The following is a 26,140-nucleotide window of genomic DNA, read 5'->3' as shown; positions in this document are numbered from 1 at the left end:
ATGACGAGCGTGCTTGCGCCGTACCTGCTGCCCGACGGCTTCGGTCGTCCGGCGCTCGCTGCGCTGCTCCGCGAAGGCAGCGTCGTGACCGAGGCGGGCCGACTGGCCGTGCACAGGGGCACGTCCCGCCGTACCCGGCGGAGGACGCCGTACGCCGCCCGCGCCGTGGTCCGGGCGCCCGAGCCGGTGCTGCTCGTCCCCGGGTTCCTCGCCGGCGACTGGACCCTGCGACAGATGGCTGCCGGGCTGCGCGACCGCGGGTTTCGCACCTACCGGTCCCACATCCACGCCAACGTCGGCTGCACGCTCGACGCCGCGGCGCTGGTCGAGACCCACCTCGAGCGGATCGCCGAGCGGCGCGGCTCCCGCGTGCAGATCGTGGGCCACAGCCTCGGCGGCATGATCGCCAGGGGCATCGCCGTCCGCCGTCCCGACCTGGTCTCCGGCATCGTCACCATGGGCAGCCCGATGCTCGCGCCGGCCGCCCACCACCGGCTGCTGACCGGTGGGGTCAGCGTCCTCAACCGGCTGTCGGCCGTCGGACTGCCGGGCTTCATGTCCCAGGAGTGCGTGTCCGGCCCGTGCGCCGAGGTCAGCTTCCACGAGGTGCGCCAGCCGCTGCCCTCGGACGTGGCCATGACCAACATCTACTCCCGCCGCGACGGCATCGTCGACTGGAAGGCGTGCATCGATCCCGAGGGCGAGGCCGTCGAGGTCCGCGCCTCGCACATCGGCCTCGCCGTCGACCCTAGGGTCATCCGCCTCGTCGGTGATGCCCTGGTGCGCCAGTCGACCAGACTCGCCGCGCCGACAGCGGTGGCCGGCGTCACTGCCTGAGGACGCTCGACTACCGCGACCCCTGACGGCGTCAACTGCGGGCCGGCAGCGTGTCGGGAGGTGGCGTCGCCGGCAGCGGACCGTCAGTTGACAGCGCCCTGCCAACTTCCGGCGACGACACCGGAGACACGCTCGGCCAATTCAACTAGTCGAAGTCGATGCTGCTGAACTGACGCAGCTTCTGGAGCTGGTGCTCGGAGGTGATGGTGCGGATGGTGCCGCTGCGCGAACGCATCACGAGTGACTCGGTGGTGCACCCGCCGGCCCGGTAGCGGACGCCCCGGAGGAGGTCGCCGTCGGTGATGCCGGTGGCGACGAAGAAGCAGTCGTCGCCGGTGACCAGGGTGTCGGTGGTGAGCACGTGGTCGGGGTCGAGGTTGTGTCCGGCGTCGACCGCGCGCTGGCGCTCGTCGTCGTCGATCGGCCAGAGCCGGCCCTGGATGGTGCCGCCCATCGCCTTGATGGCGCAGGCGGTGATGATGCCCTCGGGAGTGCCGCCGACGCCGAGGAGCAGGTCGACGCCGGAGTTGGGGCGGGCGGCGGAGATCGCCCCCGCCACGTCGCCGTCGATGATGAACTTGATCCGCGCGCCGGTCGCCCGGATCTCCTCCACCAGCTGCGCGTGCCGGGGCCGGTCGAGCAGGACGACGGTCACGTCGGACGGCTGGGCGCCCTTGGCCTTGGCGATCTGGTTGATGTTCTCGGCGACCGGGTAGCGGATGTCGACGACGTCGGCTGCCTCCGGTCCGGTGACGAGCTTCTCCATGTAGAAGACCGCGGACGGGTCGTACATCGAGCCCCGCGGCGCGACTGCGAGTACGGCGATCGCGTTGCTCATGCCCTTCGCGGTCAGTGTGGTGCCGTCGATCGGGTCGACCGCGACGTCGCACTCGGGACCCGAGCCGTCGCCGACCTGCTCGCCGTTGTAGAGCATCGGGGCGTCGTCCTTCTCGCCCTCGCCGATCACGACCACGCCGTTCATGCCGATCGTGGAGATCATCACCCGCATCGCGTTGACGGCCACGCCGTCGGCGCCGTTCTTGTCGCCGCGCCCGACCCATCGGCCGGCGGCCATCGCGGCGGCCTCCGTCACCCGCACCAGCTCGAGCGCGAGGTTGCGGTCAGGGGCCGGCGGGGAAACGGCGAATCTCTCCATGGGGCGAACCCTATCGTCAGCGGACACGCCGACGAGGTACCCGGATGAGGGGCGGATGAGTCACCTGGAGGGGTGCGCGTCGTACGTCGTCACGGCCGTCTCCTTCACCGACAGCCACACCTGCTGGCCGGGGACGAGGGCGAGCTCGCGCGACGCCGCCGGTGTGACGTCGGCGATCAGGTCGTGGTCGCCGCTCACCTGGAGGCGGATGGCGTCGCCGTGCGGGGCTGCTCCGCGCACCACACCTGACCAGCGGTTGCGGGTCGAGTCGGTGGGCGCCTGGAGGGAGACGGTGACGGCCGCGGGCGAGAACGCGCGCAGCCGGTCGGCCTCCCGGATCACGTTGAGCCCGACCAGGCGCGCGACGTGCTCGGTGCGCGGGCGGGCAGCCACGTCGGTGGGGGTGCCGTGCTGCGCGATCCGTCCGGCGTCGAGGACGGCGACCGAGGTGGCGAGGGTCAGCGCGTCGAGGGCGTCGTGGGTGACCAGCACGGTGACTCCCCGGAAGTCGGCGAGGTGGCGGCCGAGCTCGATCCGCAGGGTCGCCGCCACGCCTACGTCGAGACCCGTGAACGGCTCGTCGAGCAGGAGCAGATCGGGCTCGGTCACGAGCGCCCGGGCGATCGCGACCCGTTGCGCCTGCCCGCCCGAGAGCTGGGCCGGCTTCCGCCCCGCCAGCTCCCCGACGCCGAGCCGGTCGAGCCAGTTGCGCGCTGCCGCGCGCGCCGACGCCTTCGTGCTGCCCCGCGAGCGGAGCCCGAAGGCCACGTTGTCGAGAGCCGACAGGTGCGGGAAGAGCCGCTGGTCCTGGAAGACCACGCCGACCGATCGGTCTTGGGGTGCGAGGGCGAGCAGGTCGCGCCCGTCGAGGACCGCGCTGCCCTCGGCGCGCTGGAGCCCGGCCAGTGCGTGGACGAAGGTGCTCTTGCCGGCGCCGTTCGGCCCGACCAGAGCGACCACGTCACCCGGCTCCGCGCTGATGTCGACGTCGAGCCGTCCGGCGACCAGGAGCCTCGCTACGAGGGTCACGCCGTGACCAGCCAGCGGTCACGCAGCGCCACGAGGACGCCGACCGACACCAGCAGCATGATCAGGCTCAGCGCCAGCGCGGCGTCGGCGTCGGACTGGCGTGCGACGTAGATGAGGGTCGGCATTGTCTGCGTGGTGCCCGGGTAGTTGCCGTTGAACGTGATGGTCGCGCCGAACTCGCCGAGCGACCGGGCCCACGCCAGGACCATGGCTGCGGCGATGCCGGGAAGGGCGAGCGGGACGGTCACCCTCCGGAACGTCGTCCAACGCCCCGCGCCCAGGGTGGCCGCGGCGCCGTCGTACCCGCTCCCGGTCGAGCGCAGCGCGCCCTCGGTGCTGATGACGAGGAAGGGCAGCGCCACGAAGACGTGGGCCAGGACGACGCCCCAGGCCGTGTAGGGGAACGCGAAGCCGGTCGCGTCGAGGATCGGCTCGCCGAGCAGCCCGGACCTGCCGAACGCCGACCGCAGCGCGATCCCGGCGACCACCGGCGGCAGCACCATCGGCACGATCACCAGGGCGCGCACCAGTCGGCGACCCGGGAAGTCGACCCTCGCCAGCAACCAGGCGAGCGGCAGTCCGATCACGAGGGAGACCAGCATCGCAGCCGTCGACGTCGAGACCGACAGCCAGAGCGCGTCGCGCGCAGCCTCCGAGGACAGTGCGTCGGCCAGCCCGCGGGGGTCGGTGGCGGCGACCATGGCGAGCAACGGCAGCAGCAGTACGCCGGCCGCCACCGCCGCCGGGACGACCAGGATCCAGGGCGCGCGGCCGAGCGGGTCGCGGCTCATGGGGTGGTGAACCCCGCCTCGCGGAGCACCTGGACCCCTGTCTCGCCCAGCACGAGCTCGACGAACGCCTCGGCGAGATCCCCGTCGGGTGCCTGTCGGAGGGTCGCGACGTAGTACGACGACGGCACCGAGGAGGCTTCGGGCACCGGGATCGTCTCCACCGCATCGTCGACCGCGAGAGCGTCGGTGCGATAGACGAGCGCCGCGTCCGCCTCCCCGGCGACGACCTTGTCGAGGGTGGTCCGTGCGTCCTCCTCCAGGCTGTCGGGTCGGACATCCACGCCCGCGGAGCTCAGCAGCTCGACGGCCGAACGTCCGCACGGGACCTCGTCGGCGCATCGCACCCAGGTCACCTCCTCGAGGTCAGAGAGCGACGCGACCCCGGCCGGGTTCCCCGGCCGCGTGACCAGGACCAGCACGTTGCCGGCGAACGCGGTCGGAGGGTTGGCCGCGTCGGCATCGCTGGCGATCGCCATCGTCGTCTCGTCGGCAGTGGCGAGGACCGCGCCCGGTGCGCCGTCGGCAGCCTGCTCGGCGAGGTCGGTGCTGGACCCGAAGGAGAGCTCGACCTCGACGTCCTCGTGGTCCTCCTCGAACGCCTCCGCGAGCCGGGTGAAGACGTCCGTCAACGAGGAGGCTGCGAGCACCTGAAGGGTGTCGGCGTCGTCTCCTCCGCACGCCGTCAGCGTGCTGATGACGAGCCCGGCGACGGCCGCCGCCGCTCGGCGGCTCACGGCCGCTCCACGACGACGTTGGTGGACTTCACCGAGGCGATCGCGCGGACGCCGGGCTCGAGCCCGAGCTCGGTCGCCGCCTCCGCGCTCATCAGCGACACCACCCGGTAGTGGCCGCAGACCATCTCGATCTGGGCCATGACGGTGTCCTTGACGACCCGGGTGACGATGCCGGTCATCCGGTTGCGGGCGCTGACCGAGCCGGCGCGGGTGCGCTGACGTTCGGTGTCGTCGACGAGGGACGCCGCGAAGCCGGCAAGGTCGGCGCCCGGGATCACCGTCCGCCCGCTGCGCGTCGTGCTGGGCAACCGACCGGCGTCGACCCAGCGTCGTACCGTGTCGTCGCTGACGCCGAGCACCTCCGCGGCCTCCGCGATCCTGTAGTCACCCATGCTGGGATCATTCCGCAGATGCGGACCAATTGCCACCAATCCTCCGCAAGTGCGGACCGGGTGAGGTGGTGGATGGCCCGACGCCGATGCCCGCGAGCCCGGCTGGGAGGATGAGACCGCTATGAGTACGTCGAGCGTGGGCCGCCCGGGCAAGTACCAGCGATCGGCCGGCGGGCTGGTCGCCGCACTGTTGATCACGGTCGTCGTGGTGGGTGGCCTGCTGTGGGTGCTCGGGCTGTTCCGGTCCGACCTGGAGGTCGGGACCGAGGAGGTCGACTATCTCGGCATCGTCGCGGAGGCACAGGACTCCGACCTCGAGCCGGTCTACCCGTCCTCACTGCCGGACGGCTGGACCGCCACCGGCTACGACATCACGGCCGGCGAGGCACCGGCCTTCGAGCTCCGGATGCTCACCGACGACGAGAGGTTCGTCGCCGTCCACCAGGAGTCGGCGGCGTCGGCCGACCTGGTCCGGGAGCACGTCGACGAGGACGCGACGTCGATCGACATCTACTCGGCGGACGGCTCGGTCGCCGAGGCGTGGCAGGGCTACGAGGACGAGGGCGGCGACACGGCGTACGCCGCCGACGTCGGGGGCCAGACCGTGCTGGTCTACGGCTCCGCCTCTCCCGAGGAGCTGCAGGACCTGATCGGCCGGCTCACGACCGAGCCGGTCGACGCCCGCTGACCCGAGGCGTCAGTCGTCGTCTTCGCCGATCACCGCGTCCAGCCGGGCCCGCGCGCCGTCGAGCCACTCCTGGCAGATGGTCGCCAGCTTCTCGCCGCGCTCCCACAGCGCCAGCGACTCCTCGAGGGAGGTGCCGCCGGCCTCGAGACGGCGGACGACGTCGACCAGCTCCTCGCGGGCCTCTTCGTAGGACGGACGCTCGTCCGGCTCACTCGCCATGGGTCTCCTCGAGCTCTGCGTGAGTGGTAGTCACATGGATCCTGCCGTCGGCGACGCGGACGCTCATCGCCGCCCCCGCATCCACCCCGGCGGCCGAGGTGACGACGTGGCCGGCGTCGTCCTGGAGCACGGCGTAGCCGCGCTGCAGCGTCGCCAGGGGAGAGAGCGCGCGGGCCCGCGCGCGCTGGTGGGCGATGTCGTCGGCGGCCCGGTCGAGCCGATGGCCGAGCGTGCGGCGGATCCGGTCGCAGAGGCCGACGAGCTCGTCGGCGCGGACGTCGAGCAGGGTGCGCGGGTCGGCGAGCGCCGGCCGGGAGCGCAGCGCGTGGAGCCCCGCCTCCTCGCGGGCGAGCTGGGTCCGGACGGCGCGCCGCAGCCGGTCACGGGCGTGGGCGACACCGGTGGTCTCGGTCGCGACGTCGGGGACGGTCAGCTTCGCCGCGTCGGTCGGCGTCGACGCCCGAACGTCGGCGACCAGGTCGAGCAGCGGGGTATCGGGCTCGTGGCCGATCGCGGACACCACCGGTGTGCCGGCCTTCGCGACGGCTCGGACCAGGCCCTCGTCGGAGAACGGCAGCAGGTCCTCGACCGAGCCGCCGCCGCGGGCGATCACGATGACGTCGACGTCTGCCCGGCCGTCGAGCCGCTCCAACGCCTCGATCACCTCGAGCGCCGACCGCGTCCCCTGCATCGCGGCATAGACGGTCTCGAACTCCACGCCCGGCCAGCGACGGGTCGCGTTCTCGACCACGTCCTTCTCGGCCGCCGAGCGCGGAGCGGTGATCAGCCCGACCCGACCGGGCAGGAACGGCAGCCGGCGCTTGCGCTCGAGCGCGAAAAGCCCTTCGGCCGCCAGCAGCTGACGACGCTGCTCCAGCCGGGCGAGCAGCTCGCCGAGCCCGACCATCCGGATGTCGCGGGCATAGAGCGAGAACGTCCCGCGGTTGGCGTAGTAGGACGGCTTCGCCTGGATCACGACGCTCGCACCCTCCACCAGGGGAGGCTCAAGCCCGTCGAAGAGCACCCGCGAGCAGGTCACCGGCACCGAGATGTCCGCGACCGAGTCGCGCAGCGTCATGAACACCGTGTTGACGCCCGGCCGGCGGCTCACCTGCGCGACCTGACCCTCCACCCACACCACGCCGAGCCGGTCGATCCAGCCCGTGATCGCGTTGGCGATCGTCCGGACCGGAGCCGGTTTCTCGAGGGAGGTCTCCAGGGCCACGCACCTGACCCTATTTGATCCGGCCGACAGAGCCGCAGAAGTACGCCGTTCGAGGGACGACGTGGGCCGTCGGAGGAGTTAACGTCCCACAGCATGAAGCGGATCCTCGCCGTACTGGCGACCCTGACGCTGACCAGTGCGATGGGCGTCGCCTTGCAAGCGGCGGTCGCGCCCCCGGCCGGCGCCGACATCGCGTGCGGGCTCCGGGCGACCACGCTCACGAACTTCCCGATTGCCGACGACTCGACCACGACCTCGATCGCGGACCTGTCGGGCATCACGGCCAACGACCCGCTGGTGGACCTTGACGTGGAGGTCAACATCACGCACTCGTTCGTCGACGACCTCGTCGTCACCCTGTCGTACGGCGGGCACACCGTCCGGCTGATCAGCCACCGCGGCGGTGACGGCGACAACCTCACGGGAACCCGGTTCGACGACGGCGCACCCAGCCACGTCAGTAACGGAGCCGCGCCTTTCACGGGCCGCTTCCGTCCCGAGCAGAGCCTCAACGCCTTCGACGGTCTCAACCCGGCCGGGTCCTGGACGCTGAACGTCACCGATTCGTCCAGCGGTGACACGGGGACCCTCCATAACTGGACGCTGGTCCTCAGGACCGAGTGGTGCGACGACTTCGACCGCGACCGCATCAAGGATCCCAACGACCTCTGCACCGACCACAAGGGCGTGCAGCCGCACGGCTGCCCCGTCCGCGGCCGGACGGTGACGATCGTCTACCGGAACACGCCGAAGGAGTTCCGCGGCAAGCTGACCTGTTCGGCGGCCCCCCGCTGCCACGAGGGCCAGCCGGTCCGGATCTACAAGGTCCGATCCGGCAACGATGCCCTGGTGGGGCGGGGCTTCACCACCTCGACGGGCACCTATGCGATCCCCAAGGCCAACGTGGGCGGTCGCTACTACGCCGTCGCTCCCGAGGTGGTCGAAGAGGGCGTCGCCGAGTGCTCGCGGGCGCAGTCGGCGAACCTGACGGTCTGATCTCCGGCTGATCTCCGGCCGCTGGGGATCACCCTGGAACTGCCCCCGAGTCGACCCCGGGATCGCGTCGGCGGCCTTGCCTCGCGGTTGCGCGGCGGCCGAGCACCACTGACCGCGCAGGTCAGGCGAGGTAGGCGTGCACGAGGGGTACGACGGACGACCCCTCACCGCTCGCGGCGGCGACCCGCTTCATCGAGCCCGAACGGATGTCCCCGACGGCGAAGATGCCGGGCACCGTCGTCGCCAGGCTGTCCGGCGGCACGCCGTCAGACCAGCTCTCGGTCGGCACGTCCCGCCCGGTGAGGATGAAGCCGCGCTCGTCGCGGGCGATCGCGTCCGGCAGCCAGCCGCTGTGCGGCTCGGCGCCGAGCAGGAGGAACAGCCCGCCGGCCGGCACCGTGTCCTGGCTGCCGTCGCGCCGGTCGCACAGGGTCAGCCACTCGAGCCGGGCAGCGCCGCCGCCGTCGACCACCTCGGTGAACGGGCGCACGGAGATCCGGTGGTGGAAGCTGATCTCCTTGATGAGGTACGACGACATCGTCGACTCGAGCCCCTCGCGGCGCACCACGATCGTCACCGTCCGGGCGAACCGGGCCAGGTGCAGCGCGGCCTGGCCGGCGGAGTTGCCGCCCCCGACGACCACGACGTCGACGCCCTCCATCTCGCGGGCCACCGACATCGCGCTTCCGTAGTGGACGCCGCGGCCGGTCAGCTCCTCGATCTGCTCGACACCGAGCTTGCGGTAGGTGACACCGGTCGCGAGCACCACGGCCTTCGCGTGCAGGTCGCCGCCCTCGGTGTGGAGGACGTGCGGAGCGCCGTCGGCGCCGGGCGTGAGCCCCTCGACCTCCCAGCCGGTGAAGAATCGGGTCCCGAACCGGATCGCCTGGTTGCGGGCGCGTTGGGCGAGGCGCATCCCGGAGACGCCCCGCGGGAAGCCCAGGTAGTTGCGGATCATCGAGCTGGTGCCGGCCTGCCCGCCGACGGCCTCGGCCTCGACCGCGACCGTGGTCAGCCCCTCGGAGGCGCCGTAGACCGCGGCGGCGAGCCCGGCCGGCCCGGCGCCGACGATGCAGAGGTCGACGATCGTGTTGGCGCCCTCGGGGTCGATCGAGTCCGGCCTGCCGTAGATCACCGCGGCCACGTCGCGCACGCTGGTCGGGGCGATGACGCCGCCGCGGATGCTGCGCACGAGTGGGTACGTCGGCTCCGTCCCGGTCGTCGACCGCCATTCGGCGGCGACGGCCTGGCCCGCGGGGGAGTCCGGCGCGTGCGTGGCGCTCGGCATGCCCATCCGGGAGAAGAACTCGCGGACCGCGACCGCGAGCGCGTCGCCGGGCTCGGCGACCACCTCGGCCGTGGTCACCTCCGGCGCGGCGACGGTCGAGCCCCAGTCCGACAGGAGCTCGCACACGGCGGTGTGGAACTCCTCGTCGCGCTGGCCCCGCGGCATCAGCAGGAAGGCGTCGTACTTGCCGGTGACCAGGCCGGGGCGAAGGGCTTCGGCGTCCTCGAGGAAGTCCTCCCAGTGCGCGGCGACCATCCGGCGCGCGGTGGGCACGACCTCCCGCAACCCGTGCAGCGCCGCCAGTACCGGGGCGTCGGGCAGCCGTGCCTCGGTCACGAACAGGGCGACCTGCTGCTGCTCGTCGACCAGGCGCCGGGCGAGGGCTTCTGCTTCGGCGGCAGTGGTCGCGGTGAACAGCTCGTAGTCGCGGGCGTAGCGGCCGAACTCGTCGCGGAGGAAGTCGGCGCGGTTCTCGGAGACCAGGATGATCGCGGGGTGCTGCGGCACGCGTGAAGTATGGCGCGGGCCTGGCTGCGATGGGCTGCGATGGGCTGCGGTGGGCAGGGAGCGGCCCTGGACACCTCTAGGCTCGACGTCGTGGACGTCGAGCAGATGCAGGTCTACTGCCTGGCCAAGCCGGGCGCCTGGCCGGACAACCCGTGGGAGCACGAGCACCCGGTGATCAAGGTCGGGCCCGGCGAACGCGGCAAGATCTTCGCCTTCCTCGGTGGTGGTGGCGTCGGGGTGAAGTCCGGCCGCACCCGTGAGGTCGCTGACGAGTGGATCGCCCGCTTCCCCGACGACGCGAGTGTGATGCCGTACATCGGAAGGTCCGGCTGGAACGACCTCGCCTTCGGCGGCGCCATCCCCGACGATGAGCTGCTCGAGGCGGTCGACGAGTCCTACCGGATGGTCGTCGAGGGTCTGCCCAAGAAGCTGCGGCCCGAGGACTGGGACCAGGCGTAGTGCGGCTCCGGATCGACCTCGCCTACGACGGCACCGACTTCCACGGCTGGGCCGCACAGCCCGCGCTGCGCACGGTGCAGGATGAGCTGACGACGGCACTGGCGACCGTGCTCCGCACGCCGGCAGACCAGCTCCAGGTGGTCTGCGCCGGACGCACCGACGCGGGCGTCCACGCGCGCGGCCAGGTGGCGCACGTGGACGTCGCCGACGACCTCGACGACGGCGATCTCCAACCGCTCGCGCGGCGGGTCAACGGCGTCCTGCCGCCGGACGTCCGGGTGCACCGGATCGGCGTCGCGCCGGACGGGTTCGATGCCCGGTTCGCCGCACTGTGGCGGCGCTACGCCTACCGCATCGCCGACTCCGCCGAGGCCGTCGACCCGCTGCACCGGCAGCACGTCCTCGCCTGGCCACGCCCGCTCGACCTCGGCGCCATGAACGCCGCGGCTGCGCCGCTGGTCGGCCTCCACGACTTCGCGTCGTTCTGCAAGCAGCGGCCCGGCGCCACCACGATCCGGACCCTCCTCGAGCTCTCCTGGTCGCGTGACGAGGCCGGCGTCGCGGTCGGCCGGGTGCGGGCGGACGCGTTCTGCCACTCGATGGTGCGGGCCCTGGTCGGGTGCCTGGTCGCCGTCGGTGAGGGCCGCCGGCCCCCGGAGTGGGCGCACGGGATCCTCACTGCCGAGCAGCGGGACCCGGCGGTCGCCGTGCTCCATGCCCACGGCCTCACCCTCGAGGAGGTCGCGTACCCGCCGGACCACGAGCTGGCGGCCCGCGTCGAGCGGACAGCGGCACGGCGGGGGACGCCGTGAACGAGGACCACTACTTCTCCGCCGACCCGGCAGCGCCGTTCCGACGGGCACCCGTCCGGGCCGAGGTGTGGGGGCACGAGCTCGCTCTCACGAGCGGCTCCGGGGTCTTCGCGCAGGGACGCCTCGACGTCGGCACGGCGGTCCTCTTCCGCGAGACCGAGCCGCCGGCGGGAGGTCGGATCCTCGACCTCGGCTGCGGGTACGGCGTCATCGGGCTGGCCGTCTGCCTCGCCGCGCCGGGTGCGCGGGTCACCGCGGTCGACGTCAACCGGCGCGCCGTGCTGCTCGCGAACGAGAACGCCGAGGCGCTGCGTGTCCTCGACCGGTTCACGGCGGTCACTCCGGAGGAGGTGCCGCCGGCGGAGACGTACGACGAGATCTGGTCGAACCCGCCGATCCGCGTCGGCAAGGCGGCGCTCCACGATCTCCTGCTCACCTGGCTGCCCAGGCTCGAGCCCCAGGGCCGGGCGGTGATGGTCGTCGGCAAGAACCTCGGCGCCGACTCGCTCCAGCGCTGGCTCGGCGAGCAGGGGTACCCCACCGAGCGGCTCGCGAGCGCCAAGGGCTTCCGGGTCCTCGAGACGCGGCGCTCGGCCTGAGCCCTAAGGGGTGATGGCGGTCCGGAGCAGCCCGGCCGCGACCGGGTCCTCGACCGGGGCCCGCTTCCACAGCGCCAGGAGCAGGTCTGACGACGGGCCGGTCAGCTGCGCGACCGGATCGCCCTCGCCGATCGCGAGCGGCGCGGCATCGACGTCGGTGGGGAAGAGACGCACGGTGCCCTGGAGCGGAGCGATCCGCTGCAGGCGGACCTGACGCGGGTAGAAGAACGTCGCTGCCTCGTCGACCCCGTCCCAGGCCAGGGCGGGATCGATCGACCAGGCGCTCTCGCGGCCGGCCGTGGCCAGCGCGTCGTACTCGTGGACGACGGTCTCGTGCACCTGGCGGCGCCGCCAGAACCCGGCGACCTGGTCCGGCCCGAACGTCCACGCCGGCGCGTCGGCATCGTGGGCGGACAGCACGTCGACGAGCTGGCGCGCAGCGTCGCGGTACCAGGCGACCAGCCCGTCCGGCTCGCCGGTGAACGTCGCGTCGCCGTCCGAGGTGCCGTGCACCACCGCGTGGACGACCCACAGGTGCACCTCTCCCAGGTGGGTCACCAGGTCGGCAAGGGTCCAGTCCGGGCAGGTCGGCACCGATGCCTCGAGGTCGCCGGCGGCGGCTGCGTCGGCGAACCGTGAGGTGCGGTCCGCGAGCAGTGCGATCCAATCCATGCGTCCGATGCTGCCAGCCGGTCTTCCTCAGGCGATAGCGTCCGGGCATGACCACCGAGATCACCGTCCGCGGCTCCTACTCGGCGTTCCAGCCACCGGAACGGGCGACGGTGCGCGCCACCCTCGGGTTCGAGGGTCCGCAGATGCAGCCGGTCTACGACCGGGTCGTGCACGACCTCGAGGCGGTGAAGACCTCGATCGTCGAGATCCACGATCCCGAGCGGGGGCCGGTCACCTGGTGGTCCACGCAGCACGTCCGCACGTGGGCGAACCGTCCGTGGAACCAGGACGGCAAGCAGCTGCCGCTGGTCCACCACGCGAGCGTCGGCGTCCAGGTGAAGTTCCGCGACTTCGCCGTCCTCGCCCGCTGGGTCGGCAGCCACGTGGAGCGCACCGCGGGCTTCAGCATCGCCGGCGTCGACTGGGCGCTCACCGAGCGGGCCCGGCACCAGCTGGCCCGCGACGTGCGCGCCCGCGCCGTCCAGGATGCGGCCGAGCGGGCCCAGGAGTACGCCGACGCGCTCGAGCTCGGTCCGGTGCACCCCGTCGCTCTCGCCGACGCCGGCATGCTCGGCAACGGGTTGCACCCGATGGCGGGCGGCGCCGAGACCGCATTCATGCGCGGGGAGGCCGCGAAGGACGGCGCAGCCGAGCTGGCGCTGGCGCCCGACGACATCGAGGTCGCGGCCGTCGTCGACGGGCGGTTCGTCGCCGGCTGACCGCGCTCGCAAGCCGGCTGTTGCAACGAGATGGCGTCGGCCAGCGTTGGAGGGTCATGGAGGCAACGTTGGGCGAGGTCGGCTCCCGGGCGGTCCCGGCCGCGTTCGACGACTGGGTCGCGGCACGCGGCCCGGCCCTGCTGCGGCTCGCCTACGTGCTGACCGGCAATGCCGCGGACGCCGAGGACGTCGTTCAGGACGCGTTGTCGCGGGCACTCCCGCGCTGGGAGCGGATCTCCCGGGTCGAGGACGTGGACGCCTACGTCCGGCGGATGGTCATCAACGCGCACACCTCCTGGTGGCGGAAGTTCCGCCGCCGGGAGTCGCCCACCGCCGAGGTACGGACCGGTGAGGTGGTCGACGGCCCGGGCGAGGGCATGCCGGTCGACGAGCGTGCGCGGTTGTGGGCGGCCTGTCAGGAGCTGCCGGTGGATCAGCGCACGGCAGTGGTCCTCCGCTACTACGAGCAGCTGGAGTACGACGAGATCGCCGCGCTGACCGGCGTCCGTGAGGGCACCGTGCGCTCCCGGGTGTCGCGCGGGATCGCCGTCCTCCGTGCACAGATGGGTGAACGTGATGAGTGACTTCGACGAGCGGCTGTCTGCCGTTCTGACGGCTGAGGCGGACGACGCCCCGCACGGGTCCGGCCTGGCGGAGGCGGCCCGGCGCCGCCACGTCGTACGCCGGCGCCGGCGGATCGCGGCGGGGGGCGTTGTCGCGGCACTGGTGATCCTCGCTCCCGTCGCTGTCCTCGCCGGTGGCGGTGCCGGCGATGACAAGACGGCGAGCGACCCGACGCCGCCCGCGCAACCATGGCAGACGATCAGCCAGGACGACGTACGCGTGGAGATCCCGGGGGACTGGCGCGAGTTCCGCTGCGACTTCGACGGGTTCTCGAGCGACATCTACGGACCGTCCGAGGACGACGCGTGCGGGTTCGGTGAGTATGTCGCGTTCTACGGCAGCGCGACGTTCGACCCCGCCGAGCGCCCGGGCGTCATCACGGGCAACGACGACGGCACCGCGCGTTGGGGCTACGTCTATGCCGGCGACCTGGCGGTGTCGTCCTCGACCGAGGACCGCGACCTGACCCGCCGGATCCTCGCCTCGGCGCGGGCGTCCGGGCAGCCGGTGATCGACGGGTCCGGGTGGGAGACGGTCGAAGGCGCCGGCCTCCGGTACGACGCACCTGCGTTCTGGGGACTCGGGCCCGACGCGGACCTGGGGGGCTACGCCGTGTGTGCACTGGCGGGGGATCGGGACGACCCACCCGACACCGCTGACCGCACCCGGGCTGGAGCCGACGCGTACATCGTCGTCGAGTACCGAGGCGGTCGCTGGATCTCGGTGTCTGCGCCGACGGCTGCGGTCGGAGACCTGGTGATGGCTTCGGTCGAGCCTGATCCCGGCAACACCGGCATCGGCTGCGTCCCGGGGATCTAGGCGACGAGAGGTGGCGGCTTCGGTCGTGCCGGGCTGTAGCTGAAGCGGCCGCTGTCGTCGACGGGCGGGGGCGGGATCCAGACGGGTCTGCGGGTGCCGGGGTCGATGTCGACCCGCCAGGGTGTGCGGTGGATCAGGGTGTGGTGCCTTCGACACAGTAGGACCAGGTTTTCGAGGCTGGTGGATCCGGCGTCGGCCCAGTGCTGGATGTGGTGGGCGTCGCAGGCGATCGGAAGCCGGGTGCAGCCGGGGAAGGCGCAGTGTCGGTCGCGCAGGACGAGCGCGTTCCAGATCCCGATCGTGACCAGGCGGCTGGCGCGGGCGACGTCGAGAACCTGGCCTTCGGTGCCGAGGACGGCGGGGATGATCTCGGCATCGCACGCGAGTCGGCGGACGGTGGCGGCGGACAAGGTGTCGCCGGAGGGCAGCAGTCCCTCCGCATCCAAACTGGAGGTGAGGTCGTCCAGCCCCATGGTGACGGTGATCCGCGCGGTCGTGCCGTGTGCATGGGGCAGGTGATCGGTGGCCTGGAGGCGTCGGCACGCCTCGACCAGCGCGTCCCACATCCGCACGCCGTGGTCGCGAGGGTCGCGGCCGGTGTGGCTGCAGCCGGGTTGGGGACACCCGCGTCCGATCCGCCGGCCCTGCTCGTCGCGATGGCCGAAGGTGGCCGGGTCCCCACCGCAGGCACCGGGCTCGGTGACCACCGGTGCGGCGAGCGGCATCAAGCAGGTCTTGACCAGCTCGGCTTCCTCGAGGGTGGCGTATCCCTTGATCCGGACCCCGCCGAGCGTGTCTGGGCTGAAGGAGAGGTACCGGGCACCGTGGGCGCCGCGCTCCTGGTGGTCCTTGGACAGGTCTGTGCCCACGAGCAGCCCATCGACGTCGAGCTCCTTCACCACGCCCGTCACGCAGCGGTCGAGGTCGGTCGCGTCGTAGTGGTGCTCCTCCACCAGCCCGAGCAACGCTCTCGCGACGGTCTCGCGGAGCTCCGGATCCCGCGGCAATGCGGCAACCCGATTGCTGATCACCCCGGCCTGGGCCAGCGAGATCTCCCCGGCCGCGAGCGCTGCGCGGACCGCAGGAAGCTCTGCCGTGCGTTGGGCGACCCGGACCAGTCCACCGCCGGCACCTTTGCGGCCACCCGTCACCTGGGTGAGGAAGTCCTTGGCCGACGCCCACCCCACCGCATCCGCGGCACCCGTATCTTCGAGCCGCTCGGCCACCGCGACCAGCGCACCGTCCACCAGCGCCTTCAACCGCCCGAGCCGGACGGCGGCCTCCAGGACGTCTGGGCCGTCGAGGTCGTCCCAGTCGGCGCCGCGCAGCCCGGCTGCACCCTCGAGCGCGGCGGCGGTCGCCGTGAGCGCCGTGGGGGTGGTCATAGGTCCAGTCTACCGAACAGGTGTTCGAAATGGAACAGGAAAGCGTCAACTTTCATCGCTGGTCTGCCCTTGGATTCGAGGCTCCTCCCACCTGCAGCAGCCCTGCGGACGTCGCGTGCGGGTCGTCGCACCTCAGTCAGCGGCCCGCACCTCAACCAGCGGCTCGAGCTCCAGACGTTGGCTTTCGCTTGCGACCGCTAGCCGGCAGCGGTGGACAACCACCTACTCCCTTCCTCCGTCCAAAGCCCTTTCGGTCGCAACCACCGCGGCGCGTGAGCGGCTGACAGAGGTCTCGAGACGGTCGCTGCGCGACCTCCTCGACCAACGGCAGGTGGGCCGAGCCCGGGAAAACCCATCGCACGAGGACCCGCCCTGACGGACAATCAATCCTCGTGGGTCACGTAGAGGTCAGCGGCATCAGGTACGAGCTTCCCGACGGTCGGGTGCTGCTCGACGACGTGTCGTTCCGAGTCGGGGACGGCGCCAAGGTCGCGCTGGTCGGTGCCAACGGGGCCGGGAAGACGACGCTGCTGCGGATCATCACCGGCGAACTCACCCCCCCCGCCGGCGCGGTGGTCCGGTCCGGCGGACTGGGGATCATGCGCCAGATGGTCGACCGGGACCTCGCGGACAGCCCGACCGTGGCCGACCTGCTGCTCTCCCTGGCTCCGCCGCGCATCCAGAAGGCGGTCCGTCAGGTCGACAAGACCGAGCTCGCCCTGATGGACGACGACAGCGAGGCGACCCAGCTGGCCTACGCCGAGGCGCTCGCCGAGTACGCCGACGCCGGGGGCTACGAGCTCGAGGTCACCTGGGACGTCTGCACGGTCAAGGCGCTGTCGGTCCCCTACGACCGCGCGAAGTACCGCGAGCTGAGCACCCTGTCCGGCGGTGAGCAGAAGCGGATCGTGCTGGAGTACCTCCTCGCCGGTCCGGACGAGGTGCTGCTCCTCGACGAGCCCGACAACTTCCTCGACGTTCCCGGCAAGGTCTGGCTCGAGGAGCGGATCTCGTCCTCGGACAAGACGATCCTGTTCATCAGTCACGACCGCGAGCTGCTCGCCAACACCGCCACCCGGGTCGTGACGGTCGAGCTCGGGGCGGGCGGGGGCGGCAACCTGGTGTGGACGCACCCGGGCGGCTTCGCGTCGTACCACGACGCCCGGCGCGACCGGTTCCTCCGCTTCGAGGAGCTGCGCAAGCGCTGGGACGAGGAGCACGCCAAGCTGCGGGCACAGATGCTGATGTACAAGCAGAAGGCGGCGTACAACTCCGACATGGCGAGCCGCTACCAGGCCGCCCAGACGCGACTGCGGAAGTTCGAGGAGGCGGGCCCGCCGACCGAGCAGCCGCGCGAGCAGCAGGTCAGCATGCGGCTCTCCGGAGGCCGCACCGGCAAGCGAGCGGTGATCTGCGAGTCCCTCGAGCTGATCGACCTGATGAAGCCGTTCGACCTCGAGGTCTGGTACGGCGAGCGGGTGGCGGTCCTCGGCTCGAACGGGTCGGGCAAATCCCACTTCCTGCGCCTGCTCGCAGCGGGCGGGAGCGATCCCGATGTCGAGCACCGCCCCGTCGGTGAGGTCGTCGTACGACCGGTGCGGCACGCGGGTGTCGCCAAGCTGGGTGCCAGGGTGCGGCCCGGATGGTTCGTGCAGACCCACGAGCACCCCGAGCTGGTCGGACGGACCCTCCTGGAAGTCCTGCACCGCGGCGACGGCACTCCGAACGGTCGTCAGGGCATGGGCCGCGAGCAGGCGAGCCGGGTGCTCGACCGCTACGAGCTCAGCATCGCCGCGGAGCAGCGGTTCGAGTCGCTCAGCGGCGGTCAGCAGGCGAGGTTCCAGATCCTGATGCTGGAGCTGTCCGGCGCCACCCTGCTCCTCCTCGACGAGCCGACCGACAACCTCGACGTCGCGTCGGCCGAGGCGCTGGAGGACGGACTCGCCGCGTTCGACGGCACGGTGCTCGCAGTGACCCACGATCGGTGGTTTGCTCGCGGCTTCGACAGGTTCCTGGTGTTCGGAGCCGATGGTGGTGTCTACGAGTCAGACGATCCCGTGTGGGACGAGGGAAGGGTGGCGCGAGTCAGATGAGCCTGCAGATCGAGGTGATCGACCCGTTCGACGACGAGGCTCTGGCTGCGTGGTTGAACGTCCTGAACGTCGCCGACGAGTTCGAGCGGGGCGACGCCACCACTTTCTGGACCTTCCCCGAGATCCAGGTCGTCGCCCGCGAGCCCCGGAAGCACGTCAAGGAGTTCCGCATCAACGGGTCGGTCGACGGCGTCGTCGTGGCGGCCGCCCAGGTGCGGCTCCCGCAGCTCGACAACCTGTCGGCCGCGGACGTCGAGGTCAGCGTGCTGCCCGACCACCGGCGCCGTGGCTACGGCTCCGAAATGCTGCACTTCAGCGAGGCCATCGCGAAGGAGCACGGTCGCACCCGGTTCGACGCGATGACCGCGTGGAAGTACGACGGTCCTGCCGACGGCACGGGCACCTCCGGTGTCGAGTTCGGCAAGGTGCACGGCTACGCCTTCGGCCTCGGCGACGTCCAGCGTGAGGTCACCCTCCCGGTCGACGACGCGGTCCTCGCGGAGCTCGAGGCAGAGGCCGCCGAACGTTCGTCCGGCTACGAGCTGCGCACGTGGGAGGGTCCCTTTCCCGACGACGAGCTCCTGCTCAGCTACCTCGAGGTCGCCTCGAAGCTGATCACCGAGGCGCCGACCGGCGACCTCGACTACGAGGACGAGGCCGTCGACATCGAAGCGCACCGGATCCACGAGGCGATCTCCGCGAAGCAGGGGCGCACCACGTTCACCACGGTCGCGCTCGCCTCCGACGGCACGGTGGCGGCCTACACGGACCTGATGGCGCCGTCGCACGACACCACCCACGTCTACCAGTGGGGCACCCTCGCCAGTCGCGCCCACCGCGGTCACCGGCTCGGGCTCGCGGTCAAGATCGCCAACCTGCGGGCGCTCCAGGCAACCGGTCGGTACGACGGTCGCCGGCTGGTCACGTGGAACGCCGAGGTCAACGACCACATGATCGCCATCAACCATCGGATGGGCTTCGTCCCCACCGCTCGCGCCGCCGAGCTCCAGAAGAAGATCTCCTAGCGCGAAAGGCGCCCCCTCCATGACGACGACGGACACCACCCGCACCGCCCTCGAGATCACCCCGGTCGACCCGTTCGACGAGGACGCCGTGGTCAGGTGGGTGCGGCTCACCACCGAGGTGGTCCGCCACGAGATCGGCGACTCGGGGGCGATGTGGACCGCACCCGAGATGATCGCCACCCTCCAGGACCCGCCCAAGAACCGCCACGAGCTCATCTACCACGGCACGGTGGACGGCGCCCTGGTCGCGACCGGCTGGATCACGCTGCCGATGATCGACAACCTCAACTCCGCGGACCTCTACGTGGCGGTCGTCCCCGAGCACCGCCGTCGTGGCATCGGCTCCGCGGTGCTCGCCCATCTCGAGCAGGTCTGCGTCGAGCGCGGCCGCACCCGGTTGGATGCCATCACCGACTGGCCCTACGACGGCGCCCCGGACGGCGCGGGGGCGGCGGGGGTCGAGTTCGGCCGCGTGCACGGCTACTCGTTCGGCCTCGGCGACGTACAGCGGGAGCTGCCGCTGCCGGCCGACGAGGACGTGCTCGCCGCGCTCGCCGCGGAGGCGGCTCCCCACCATGCCGACTACGAGCTGCGGACCTGGTCGGGGCCGATCCCCGACGACATCCTCCAGAGCTACCTCGAGCTGTCCTCGACCCTCGCGACGGAGGCGCCGGTCGGTGACCTCGAGCGGGACAACGCGGCCGTCGACATCGAGGCGCACCGCAGCACCGAACGGGTGCTCGCCGAGCAGCAGCGCGTCCCCTGGCACACCGTGGCGCTCGACGGCGAGGGGCGCGTCGTCGCCTACAGCGACCTCGTGGTGCCCGGGACGGACCCGCGGTGGATCTACCAGTGGGGGACGCTCGTCGACCGCGCCCACCGGGGCCACCGGCTCGGCGTGGCGGTCAAGGTGGCCAACCTGCGCGCGTTCCAGTCCGCCCACCCCGAGGACCGGCGTCGCATCGTCACCTGGAACGCCGAGGTGAACACCCACATGATCGACGTCAACGAGCGGATGGGCTTCCGCGCCACCGCCCGCGGCGGACAGCTCCAGAAGAAGTTGTGAAAGTGGGGAGTCCGCGGTCCGTGGGGTGGACCGCAGACTCCCCAGCTCTTCGCCGGGCAGTCGTGCGGCTGGATGCGCGACCTGCCGGTCAGGCGGCGTCGGACCCGAGCTGCAGCTCGGTCGTCTCCTGGTCGCCACCGCGCAGGTAGGTGATCGTGACCTGGTCGTCAGGACGGTAGGACCGGATGGTGGCGACGAGGGATCCCGCGCTGTCGATGGCGTGGTCGTCGACCCGGGTGATCACGTCGCCCTCCCGGATGCCTGCTCTCGCGGCGGCGGATCCGTCCTCGATCGAGCGGACGACGGCGCCGGCTTCTCCGTCGCCGATCTCGATGCCGAGCCGCGCGTGCGTGGGCGTCTCGCCGTTGCGCAGCTGCTCGACGATCGGGACCACCTCATCGATCGGGATGGCGAACCCGAGCCCGATCGAGCCGGAGTTGGGGTCGCTGCCGTCGGGCGTGCGGATCGAGGCGTTGATGCCGACCAGCTGGCCGTCCATGTTGACGAGCGCGCCACCGCTGTTGCCGTGGTTGATCGCGGCGTCGGTCTGGATCGCGGGGTAGGCCGTGGTGTTGCCGTTCTCGTCGCGCGCCACCTCGACCGGGCGGTCGAGGGCGCTCACGATGCCGCTGGTGACCGTCGAGTCGAGGCCGTACGGCGAGCCGATCGCCACGACCTGCTCGCCCACGTCGAGGTCGGCCGACTTGCCGAGCGTCACGGGCGTCAGCCCGGAGACGTCGTGGGCCTGCACCAGGGCGGTGTCGGTCAAAGGGTCGGTGCCGACGACCTCGCCCGTGGTGGTCGAACCGTCGGCGAAGGACACCGTCACCTCGGCGGTCTCGGGGTCCGCCGCGCCGGCCAGCGTCACGACGTGGTCGTTGGTGAGGATGAGGCCGTCCTCGGTCAGCACCACACCCGACCCGCTGCCGCCCGTTCCGCCGGCGGTCACGTCGAGGGCGACGACCGACGGAAGCACCTTGTTCGCCACCTCCTCGACACTGCCCTCGGCGGCCGGATCAGCAGATCCGTCCCCCGTGTCGGCGACCTGGAGCGGCGCGGACGTCGTACCGCCGCCGTCACCGGCTGCACCGTCGTCATCCAGCGCGGACCACAACGCCGCGCCGCCCAGTCCCGCACCGCCGCCGACCACCAACGCGCCGGCCAGCACCGCCGCTGCGAACCCACCGCGACGCGGACGCGGAGCTCTCTGGGGCGGCGGCGGCGCACTCGGGGGCGGCGACAGTGGTGGGTACGACGGCGGTGCGGAGATCGTCATGCAGCCAGCGTGCGCACGCTCCCTGTGAACCGACTGAGACGGCGATTCAGATTTGCCCAGAGGTCAGGAACTCGCACGATGTGCATCGGTCGCCTGTCCAAGTGGTGACGAACCGACCGCTTTCGAACGCGTGAGTGTCAGACCTGGCGCTCGCGACCTTCCCAGTACGGCGCCCTCAGCTCGCGCTTCAGCACCTTGCCGGTCGGGTTGCGGGGGAGCGCCGGGACGATCTCGACGCTCTTGGGGCACTTGTAGTGGGCCAGTCGCTCACGGGCGTAGTCGATGAGCTCCTCGGGTGCGACGGAGGCGCCTTCCCTCACGGCGACGAACGCCTTGACCGACTCACCCCACCGATCGTCGGGCACGCCGACGATCGCGACCTCCAGCACGGCCGGGTGCTCCGAGAGGACCCGCTCGACCTCGGGGGAGTAGATGTTCTCCCCGCCGCTGATGATCATGTCCTTCAGCCGGTCGGAGACGTAGAGGAAGCCGTCGGCGTCCAGGTGGCCGACGTCACCGGTCCGGAACCAGCCGTCGTCGGTGATGACCTCGGCCGTCGCCTCGGGCTTGTTGAGATAGCCCTTCATCAGCTGCGGGGTCCGCATCCAGATCTCACCCGCCTCCCCGGTCGGAAGGTCCGCGCCCGTGCCGGGGTCGACGATCCGCAGCTCGTACCCGGGGATCGCGCGGCCGGCGGAGAGCAGCCGCTCGGGGTGGCCCTCGGCCGCGGCGGAGCGGTGCTCCTCCGGCAGCAGGTGGGTCGCGACCCCGGACACCTCCGTGAGGCCGTAGACCTGCATGAAGTCCGTCGTCGGCCACGCCTCCATCGCCGCCCGCAGCAGCGGCGGCGGCATCGGCGAGGCGCCGTAGGTGTAGGAGCGCAGGGCCGAGAACAGCTTGATCGCGTCCGGTCCCGCTTGGAGCACCTGCGCCAGCACCGCCGGCACCAGGAACGTGCAGTTGGCGCCGGCGAGGATCGCGCCGGCCAGCGACCCGGCGTCCGGCTCGCGCGTCATCACGCTCGGGATGCCGTCGTGGATGCCGAACAGGACGTACGACGAACCGCCCACGTGGAACAGCGGCATCGCGACCAGCGACTTGTCGCCGGGCAGGAATTCCCAGCCGTCGTGGGCGTTGATCGTGTGCTGGACCATGTTGCGGTGCGTGAGCATCACGCCCTTGGGACGGCCGGTCGTGCCCGACGAGTAGAGGATCAGGCAGACGTCGTCCTCCACCACGTCCGGACCGTCCTCGCACGGCGTCGCCGAGGCGACTAGCGCCTCGTACTCGTCCCCTTCGGCGCCGTCCGGCGTCACCCTGATGACCTTCTCGACGTTCGGCAGCCGGTCGCGGATCGCCTCGACCGTCGGCATCAGCTCGGTGCCGACGAAGAGGACCTTCGCGCCGGAGTCGTTGACGACGTAGTCGATCTCGTCGCCGGCCATCCGCCAGTTGACGATCGCGTTGGCGGCGCCGATCGAGCCGGCTGCCATGCTGACCTCGACGCACGCGGGATGGTTCTTGTCGAGGAAACCCACGACGTCGCCGCGGGCGACGCCCAGCTCGCGCAGCGCACACGCCACGCGGTGCACCCGATCGTGCAGCTGCGCCCAGGTCCAGGTGCGGCCGAGGTAGGTCATCGCCTCGCCGTCCGGGTTGGCCTCCGCCCAGTGGTTCAGCCGGTCCTCGACGTACGTCGGCTCCGGCGGCACCGCGGGGGGCCAGGACTTGCGGGTATCGGCGTCGGCGACGGTGCTCATCGGGGGATTGTGGCGCACACCACACCGCCGCACAACGATCGCGGCCGCCGCGGCGGCCGACGCCTCAGACCGGGAGACCGAGCGCCCGCAGCTCCGTCCGGAGCCGGTCGGCGCCGGCGAAGACCCGGCCGTGCATCCCGACGCCCTCAGCCGCTGCGACGTTGGCCGCCTTGTCGTCGACGAACACCAGCGAGCCGGGCGGCAGTCCGCACCGCTCGGCCGCCAGCCGGTAGATCGCCGGATCCGGCTTCGCGAGACCGACCACGCCGGACACCACGACGTCCTCGAGCAGCCCGAGGAACTCGAAGCGGGCGGGCGCGTGCGGCCAGAGCTCGGCTGACCAGTTGGTCAGCCCGACCTGGGGCACGCCTGCCGCGTGCAGCTCGTGCACGAGCGCGACCGTGTCGGACAGCTCTCGGGTCAGCGACGCCGCGAAGTGCCGGTGGTAGGCCCGGCCGTGCTCGAACCACTCGGATCGGGTGTGCTCGAGCTCGGCGAGCGCCTCCGACCACGGGCGGCCCGCGTCACAGCTCTGGTTCCACGCTGCGAAGTCGAAGCCGTCGAAGAACCGGTCTGCTTCCACGTCGCCCATGCCGGCGGCCACTGCCGCCCTCGGGTCCCAGTCGATGAGGACGTTGCCCAAGTCCCAGACGACCCCGGTCACCGCGTCCGAGGTCACCGGAGCACCGCCGCCGATCAGGCCCAGCGCTCCTCGGCCGGCACGAAGTCGAGCTTGCGCTCGCCGGTGTAGATCTGCTTGGGCCGGGCGATCTTCTGCTCCTTGTCCTGCACCAGCTCCAGCCACTGGGCCAGCCAGCCGGGGGTGCGGCCGATCGCGAAGAGGACCGTGAACATCTCCGGCGGGAACTGCAGCGCCTCGTAGATCAGGCCGGAGTAGAAGTCCACGTTGGGGTAGAGCTTGCGCTTGACGAAGTACTCGTCCTCGAGCGCGATCTTCTCCAGCTCCATCGCGACCTCGAGCAGCGGGTTGACGCCGGTGACCTCGAAGACGTCGTCGCAGGCCTTCTTGATGATCTTCGCGCGCGGGTCGTAGTTCTTGTAGACCCGGTGGCCGAAGCCCATCAGCCGCTCGTTGCCGTTCTTGACGCCGTCGATGAAGGCCGGGATCTCGGACGTCTTGCCGATCCGGCGCAGCATCTTGAGCACCGCCTCGTTGGCGCCGCCGTGCAGCGGGCCGAAGAGCGCGCCGATGCCGGCGGCGACCGCGGAGTACGGGTCGACCTGCGAGGAGCCGACCGAGCGGACCGCATTGGTCGAGCAGTTCTGCTCGTGGTCGGCGTGCAGGATGAAGAGGGTGTCGAGCGCCTTCGCGATGCGCGGGTCCGGGTCGTACTTGACCTCGCTCATCTTGAACAGCATGGAGAGGAAGTTCTCCGAGTAGCTCAGGTCGTTGTCGGGGTAGACGTAGGGCTTCCCCTGCGCGTGACGGAACGCCCAGGCGCCGAGGGTCGGCATCTTGGCGATCATCCGCACCATCTGGATGTGCCGGTTGTCGGCGTCGGCGATGTCGGAGGCCTCGGGGTAGAACGTCGACAGGGCCCCGACCGACGCCATCAGCATCCCCATCGGGTGTGCGTCGTAGCGGAACCCCTGCATGAACGCCTTGACGTTCTCGTGGACGAAGGTGTGGTACGTGATGTGGTGGACCCAGTCGTCGTACTGATCCTTGGTCGGCAGGTCTCCGTGGATGAGGAGGTAGGCGACCTCGAGGAAGCTGGACTTCTCCGCCAGCTGCTCGATCGGGTATCCGCGGTACTCGAGGATCCCGGCCTCGCCGTCGATGTAGGTCACGGAGCTGCGACACGAGGCGGTGTTGACGAAGCCGGGGTCGTACGTCGCAAGGCCGGGCTGGTCGTCAGCCGCCTTGATCTGTCCCAGGTCAGCCGCGCGGATGGTGCCGTCGGTGATCGGGATCTCGTACTCCGCGCCGGTGCGGTTGTCGCGTACGGTGAGAGAGTCAGTCACGTCCTGAACCGTAGTCGAGTCACGAATCGGCCGGTAGCCGCTGTCCCGCAGGGTGGTGCAGCCGCCGGATGACGAACCCCGCGATCAGCGCGAGCGGGAACATCAGGACGCCGTACACGGCGGGCGGTACGGCGAGCGTCTCGCTGTCGAGCACGCTGATCGCGACCGCGATGGCCAGCGTGCTGTTGTGGATGCCGACCTCGAACGCGGACGACAGCGACTGGCGCTCGTCGACGCCGGCGAGGCGCGGCAGCAGGTAGCCGAGGGTCAGGCTGCAGACGCAGAACACCACGGCTGCCGGACCGATGTCGGTGAGGTAGTCGGCGAGGTTGTCGCGTTCGGCCAGCAGCGCACCGCAGATGACGAGGGCGAGGACCACCGCGGAGGCGATCCGGACCGGCTTGTCCGCGCTGTCGGCGAAGCCCGGCGCGGACCGGCGGACCACCATGCCGATGGCGACCGGGACCAGCACGATCGCGAAGACCTGCAGCGTCTTGCCGAGCTGGAGGCCGACGTCGCCCGCGCCCTCGGGGTCGAAGTACTCGACGGACAGGTTGACCACGATCGGCAGGGTGACGACCGCGATCACCGAGTTGACCGCCGTGAGGGTCACGTTGAGCGCGACATCGCCGCGGAACAGGTGGCTGAACAGGTTGGCCGTCGTGCCACCGGGGGAGGCCGCGAGCAGCATCATCCCCACCGCCAGCAACGGGTCGAGGTCGAACGCGACCACCAGCCCGAAGCACACCGCCGGCAGCAGCAGCACCTGGGCGCCGAGGGCGATCGCCACCGGCTTCGGGTCCCGCCCGATCCGGCGGAAGTCGTCGACCGTGAGCGACAGGCCGAGGCCGAACATGATGATCGCGAGCGCGATCGGCAGGCCGACCGACAGCAGCGCGGAGTCCATGACGGTGCCCTCCCCAGGGTGTGACGCGCGTCATACTGTCACAGCGAGGGCATCAGGCCAGGGCCGCGGCACTCGG

The 26,140-nt window shown here is 71.3% G+C and carries 27 protein-coding genes; 12 read left to right on the top strand and 15 right to left on the bottom strand.

Annotation, left to right across the window (positions count from 1 at the left end; all coding sequences use genetic code 11):
- Entirely contained in the window at positions 1-837 is an 837-nt protein-coding gene (locus tag SHK19_RS17720) for an esterase/lipase family protein (protein ID WP_322456246.1), read from the top strand.
- Between the two features lie 145 nt (positions 838-982).
- On the opposite strand, the gene glpX is transcribed toward SHK19_RS17720, so the two are convergent.
- Genes glpX through SHK19_RS17695 form a run of 5 tightly spaced genes read right to left on the bottom strand, consistent with a single transcriptional unit; the run spans position 983 to position 4,939 of the window.
- On the bottom strand, positions 983-1,993 hold the full coding sequence (glpX, locus tag SHK19_RS17715; RefSeq protein WP_322937032.1) for a class II fructose-bisphosphatase: 1,011 nt from the start codon (positions 1,991-1,993) through the stop codon (positions 983-985).
- A 60-nt stretch (positions 1,994-2,053) separates the two neighbouring features.
- On the bottom strand, positions 2,054-3,022 hold the full coding sequence (locus tag SHK19_RS17710; protein WP_322456248.1) for an ABC transporter ATP-binding protein: 969 nt from the start codon (positions 3,020-3,022) through the stop codon (positions 2,054-2,056).
- Entirely contained in the window at positions 3,019-3,813 is a 795-nt protein-coding gene (locus SHK19_RS17705) for an ABC transporter permease (RefSeq protein WP_322456249.1), read from the bottom strand. Before SHK19_RS17705 ends, SHK19_RS17710 begins: the two co-directional genes overlap by 4 nt.
- Entirely contained in the window at positions 3,810-4,547 is a 738-nt protein-coding gene (modA, locus tag SHK19_RS17700) for a molybdate ABC transporter substrate-binding protein (RefSeq protein ID WP_322937031.1), read from the bottom strand. The genes SHK19_RS17705 and modA overlap by 4 nt, the downstream gene beginning before the upstream one ends.
- On the bottom strand, positions 4,544-4,939 hold the full coding sequence (locus SHK19_RS17695; RefSeq protein ID WP_322456251.1) for a TOBE domain-containing protein: 396 nt from the start codon (positions 4,937-4,939) through the stop codon (positions 4,544-4,546). Before SHK19_RS17695 ends, modA begins: the two co-directional genes overlap by 4 nt.
- Positions 4,940-5,060: 121 nt before the next feature.
- Here SHK19_RS17695 and SHK19_RS17690 point away from each other — a divergent pair, with 121 nt between their 5' ends.
- Positions 5,061-5,627 (top strand): DUF4245 family protein, encoded by a 567-nt coding sequence (locus tag SHK19_RS17690; protein ID WP_322456252.1) that lies wholly within the window; start codon positions 5,061-5,063, stop codon positions 5,625-5,627.
- A 9-nt stretch (positions 5,628-5,636) separates the two neighbouring features.
- Here the strand turns inward: SHK19_RS17690 and SHK19_RS17685 are convergent, their stop codons facing one another.
- Positions 5,637-5,846 (bottom strand): exodeoxyribonuclease VII small subunit, encoded by a 210-nt coding sequence (locus tag SHK19_RS17685; protein WP_322937030.1) that lies wholly within the window; start codon positions 5,844-5,846, stop codon positions 5,637-5,639.
- A complete protein-coding gene (gene xseA, locus SHK19_RS17680) occupies positions 5,836-7,071 on the bottom strand; it encodes an exodeoxyribonuclease VII large subunit (protein ID WP_322937029.1) in 1,236 nt (411 codons plus the stop codon). The genes SHK19_RS17685 and xseA overlap by 11 nt, the downstream gene beginning before the upstream one ends.
- A 93-nt stretch (positions 7,072-7,164) precedes the next feature.
- Between xseA and SHK19_RS17675 the strand changes: the two genes are divergently transcribed.
- Positions 7,165-8,067, top strand: coding sequence for a proprotein convertase P-domain-containing protein (locus SHK19_RS17675; RefSeq protein WP_322456255.1), 903 nt, complete (start codon positions 7,165-7,167; stop codon positions 8,065-8,067).
- A gap of 121 nt (positions 8,068-8,188) precedes the next feature.
- Here SHK19_RS17675 and SHK19_RS17670 read toward each other — a convergent pair whose 3' ends face one another.
- Entirely contained in the window at positions 8,189-9,862 is a 1,674-nt protein-coding gene (locus SHK19_RS17670; protein ID WP_322456256.1) for an NAD(P)/FAD-dependent oxidoreductase, read from the bottom strand.
- Between the two features lie 90 nt (positions 9,863-9,952).
- Between SHK19_RS17670 and SHK19_RS17665 the strand changes: the two genes are divergently transcribed.
- Genes SHK19_RS17665 through SHK19_RS17655 form a run of 3 tightly spaced genes read left to right on the top strand, consistent with a single transcriptional unit; the run spans position 9,953 to position 11,732 of the window.
- A complete protein-coding gene (locus tag SHK19_RS17665; RefSeq protein ID WP_322456257.1) occupies positions 9,953-10,321 on the top strand; it encodes an MmcQ/YjbR family DNA-binding protein in 369 nt (122 codons plus the stop codon).
- Positions 10,321-11,133, top strand: coding sequence for a tRNA pseudouridine(38-40) synthase TruA (truA, locus tag SHK19_RS17660; RefSeq protein WP_322456258.1), 813 nt, complete (start codon positions 10,321-10,323; stop codon positions 11,131-11,133). The genes SHK19_RS17665 and truA overlap by 1 nt, the downstream gene beginning before the upstream one ends.
- Entirely contained in the window at positions 11,130-11,732 is a 603-nt protein-coding gene (locus SHK19_RS17655; protein WP_322937028.1) for a class I SAM-dependent methyltransferase, read from the top strand. Before truA ends, SHK19_RS17655 begins: the two co-directional genes overlap by 4 nt.
- 3 nt (positions 11,733-11,735) lie before the next feature.
- On the opposite strand, the gene SHK19_RS17650 is transcribed toward SHK19_RS17655, so the two are convergent.
- Positions 11,736-12,404 (bottom strand): maleylpyruvate isomerase family mycothiol-dependent enzyme, encoded by a 669-nt coding sequence (locus tag SHK19_RS17650; RefSeq protein ID WP_322937027.1) that lies wholly within the window; start codon positions 12,402-12,404, stop codon positions 11,736-11,738.
- Between the two features lie 47 nt (positions 12,405-12,451).
- Here SHK19_RS17650 and SHK19_RS17645 point away from each other — a divergent pair, with 47 nt between their 5' ends.
- Genes SHK19_RS17645 through SHK19_RS17635 form a run of 3 tightly spaced genes read left to right on the top strand, consistent with a single transcriptional unit; the run spans position 12,452 to position 14,566 of the window.
- Positions 12,452-13,123 (top strand): SIMPL domain-containing protein, encoded by a 672-nt coding sequence (locus tag SHK19_RS17645; protein WP_322456261.1) that lies wholly within the window; start codon positions 12,452-12,454, stop codon positions 13,121-13,123.
- A 56-nt stretch (positions 13,124-13,179) separates the two neighbouring features.
- A complete protein-coding gene (locus SHK19_RS17640) occupies positions 13,180-13,707 on the top strand; it encodes a SigE family RNA polymerase sigma factor (protein ID WP_322456262.1) in 528 nt (175 codons plus the stop codon).
- Positions 13,700-14,566, top strand: coding sequence for a hypothetical protein (locus SHK19_RS17635; RefSeq protein WP_322937026.1), 867 nt, complete (start codon positions 13,700-13,702; stop codon positions 14,564-14,566). Before SHK19_RS17640 ends, SHK19_RS17635 begins: the two co-directional genes overlap by 8 nt.
- Here SHK19_RS17635 and SHK19_RS17630 read toward each other — a convergent pair.
- Positions 14,563-15,951: an HNH endonuclease signature motif containing protein gene (locus SHK19_RS17630; RefSeq protein ID WP_322937025.1), complete on the bottom strand. Its 1,389-nt coding sequence runs from the start codon at positions 15,949-15,951 to the stop codon at positions 14,563-14,565. The two genes, SHK19_RS17635 and SHK19_RS17630, sit on opposite strands and share 4 nt — an antisense overlap.
- Positions 15,952-16,343: 392 nt before the next feature.
- Here SHK19_RS17630 and SHK19_RS17625 point away from each other — a divergent pair, with 392 nt between their 5' ends.
- From SHK19_RS17625 to SHK19_RS17615, 3 genes are read left to right on the top strand one after another with little or no spacing between them, the layout of a single operon-like run.
- Complete coding sequence (locus tag SHK19_RS17625) at positions 16,344-18,044, top strand: ABC-F family ATP-binding cassette domain-containing protein (protein ID WP_322937024.1); 1,701 nt, start codon at positions 16,344-16,346, stop codon at positions 18,042-18,044.
- Positions 18,041-19,069 carry a GNAT family N-acetyltransferase gene (locus SHK19_RS17620; protein ID WP_322937023.1) on the top strand — a complete coding sequence of 343 codons (1,029 nt, stop codon included), beginning with the start codon at positions 18,041-18,043 and terminating at the stop codon, positions 19,067-19,069. The genes SHK19_RS17625 and SHK19_RS17620 overlap by 4 nt, the downstream gene beginning before the upstream one ends.
- 19 nt (positions 19,070-19,088) lie before the next feature.
- A complete protein-coding gene (locus SHK19_RS17615; protein ID WP_322456267.1) occupies positions 19,089-20,135 on the top strand; it encodes a GNAT family N-acetyltransferase in 1,047 nt (348 codons plus the stop codon).
- Positions 20,136-20,223: 88 nt separating this feature from the next.
- Here the strand turns inward: SHK19_RS17615 and SHK19_RS17610 are convergent, their stop codons facing one another.
- The 5 genes from SHK19_RS17610 to SHK19_RS17590 all read right to left on the bottom strand — a co-directional run bounded on the left by SHK19_RS17610 (position 20,224) and on the right by SHK19_RS17590 (position 26,064).
- The gene (locus tag SHK19_RS17610) at positions 20,224-21,411 is read right to left on the bottom strand and encodes a S1C family serine protease (protein ID WP_322937022.1); all 1,188 of its coding nucleotides are present in this window, start codon (positions 21,409-21,411) and stop codon (positions 20,224-20,226) included.
- Between the two features lie 137 nt (positions 21,412-21,548).
- The gene (locus SHK19_RS17605; protein WP_322937021.1) at positions 21,549-23,171 is read right to left on the bottom strand and encodes a long-chain-fatty-acid--CoA ligase; all 1,623 of its coding nucleotides are present in this window, start codon (positions 23,169-23,171) and stop codon (positions 21,549-21,551) included.
- Positions 23,172-23,235: 64 nt separating this feature from the next.
- A complete protein-coding gene (locus SHK19_RS17600) occupies positions 23,236-23,850 on the bottom strand; it encodes an HAD family hydrolase (RefSeq protein WP_322937020.1) in 615 nt (204 codons plus the stop codon).
- Positions 23,851-23,867: 17 nt separating this feature from the next.
- Positions 23,868-25,157 carry a citrate synthase gene (locus SHK19_RS17595; RefSeq protein WP_322937019.1) on the bottom strand — a complete coding sequence of 430 codons (1,290 nt, stop codon included), beginning with the start codon at positions 25,155-25,157 and terminating at the stop codon, positions 23,868-23,870.
- A 19-nt stretch (positions 25,158-25,176) separates the two neighbouring features.
- Positions 25,177-26,064 carry a bile acid:sodium symporter family protein gene (locus SHK19_RS17590; protein ID WP_322937018.1) on the bottom strand — a complete coding sequence of 296 codons (888 nt, stop codon included), beginning with the start codon at positions 26,062-26,064 and terminating at the stop codon, positions 25,177-25,179.
- Between the last annotated feature and the right edge of the window lie 76 nt (positions 26,065-26,140).

Origin of the sequence: Nocardioides bizhenqiangii, assembly GCF_034661235.1 — a bacterium.
In the GTDB taxonomy this organism is placed as follows: Bacteria; Actinomycetota; Actinomycetes; order Propionibacteriales; family Nocardioidaceae; genus Nocardioides; species Nocardioides bizhenqiangii.
This window is presented reverse-complemented; position numbering and strand designations above follow the sequence as displayed.

What these genes read in the sequence shown, in the direction of transcription:
- SHK19_RS17630 (WP_322937025.1), bottom strand. Translation starts at nt 15,951, where the DNA reads ATGACCACCCCCACGGCGCTCACGGCGACCGCCGCCGCGCTCGAGGGT.
- glpX (WP_322937032.1), bottom strand. Translation starts at nt 1,993, where the DNA reads ATGGAGAGATTCGCCGTTTCCCCGCCGGCCCCTGACCGCAACCTCGCG.
- SHK19_RS17695 (WP_322456251.1), bottom strand. Translation starts at nt 4,939, where the DNA reads ATGGGTGACTACAGGATCGCGGAGGCCGCGGAGGTGCTCGGCGTCAGC.
- SHK19_RS17610 (WP_322937022.1), bottom strand. Translation starts at nt 21,411, where the DNA reads ATGACGATCTCCGCACCGCCGTCGTACCCACCACTGTCGCCGCCCCCG.
- SHK19_RS17640 (WP_322456262.1), top strand. Translation starts at nt 13,180, where the DNA reads ATGGAGGCAACGTTGGGCGAGGTCGGCTCCCGGGCGGTCCCGGCCGCG.
- SHK19_RS17720 (WP_322456246.1), top strand. Translation starts at nt 1, where the DNA reads ATGACGAGCGTGCTTGCGCCGTACCTGCTGCCCGACGGCTTCGGTCGT.
- SHK19_RS17650 (WP_322937027.1), bottom strand. Translation starts at nt 12,404, where the DNA reads ATGGATTGGATCGCACTGCTCGCGGACCGCACCTCACGGTTCGCCGAC.
- SHK19_RS17645 (WP_322456261.1), top strand. Translation starts at nt 12,452, where the DNA reads ATGACCACCGAGATCACCGTCCGCGGCTCCTACTCGGCGTTCCAGCCA.
- SHK19_RS17685 (WP_322937030.1), bottom strand. Translation starts at nt 5,846, where the DNA reads ATGGCGAGTGAGCCGGACGAGCGTCCGTCCTACGAAGAGGCCCGCGAG.
- SHK19_RS17590 (WP_322937018.1), bottom strand. Translation starts at nt 26,064, where the DNA reads ATGGACTCCGCGCTGCTGTCGGTCGGCCTGCCGATCGCGCTCGCGATC.
- SHK19_RS17605 (WP_322937021.1), bottom strand. Translation starts at nt 23,171, where the DNA reads ATGAGCACCGTCGCCGACGCCGATACCCGCAAGTCCTGGCCCCCCGCG.
- SHK19_RS17675 (WP_322456255.1), top strand. Translation starts at nt 7,165, where the DNA reads ATGAAGCGGATCCTCGCCGTACTGGCGACCCTGACGCTGACCAGTGCG.
- SHK19_RS17620 (WP_322937023.1), top strand. Translation starts at nt 18,041, where the DNA reads ATGAGCCTGCAGATCGAGGTGATCGACCCGTTCGACGACGAGGCTCTG.
- SHK19_RS17635 (WP_322937026.1), top strand. Translation starts at nt 13,700, where the DNA reads ATGAGTGACTTCGACGAGCGGCTGTCTGCCGTTCTGACGGCTGAGGCG.
- SHK19_RS17705 (WP_322456249.1), bottom strand. Translation starts at nt 3,813, where the DNA reads ATGAGCCGCGACCCGCTCGGCCGCGCGCCCTGGATCCTGGTCGTCCCG.
- SHK19_RS17690 (WP_322456252.1), top strand. Translation starts at nt 5,061, where the DNA reads ATGAGTACGTCGAGCGTGGGCCGCCCGGGCAAGTACCAGCGATCGGCC.
- SHK19_RS17615 (WP_322456267.1), top strand. Translation starts at nt 19,089, where the DNA reads ATGACGACGACGGACACCACCCGCACCGCCCTCGAGATCACCCCGGTC.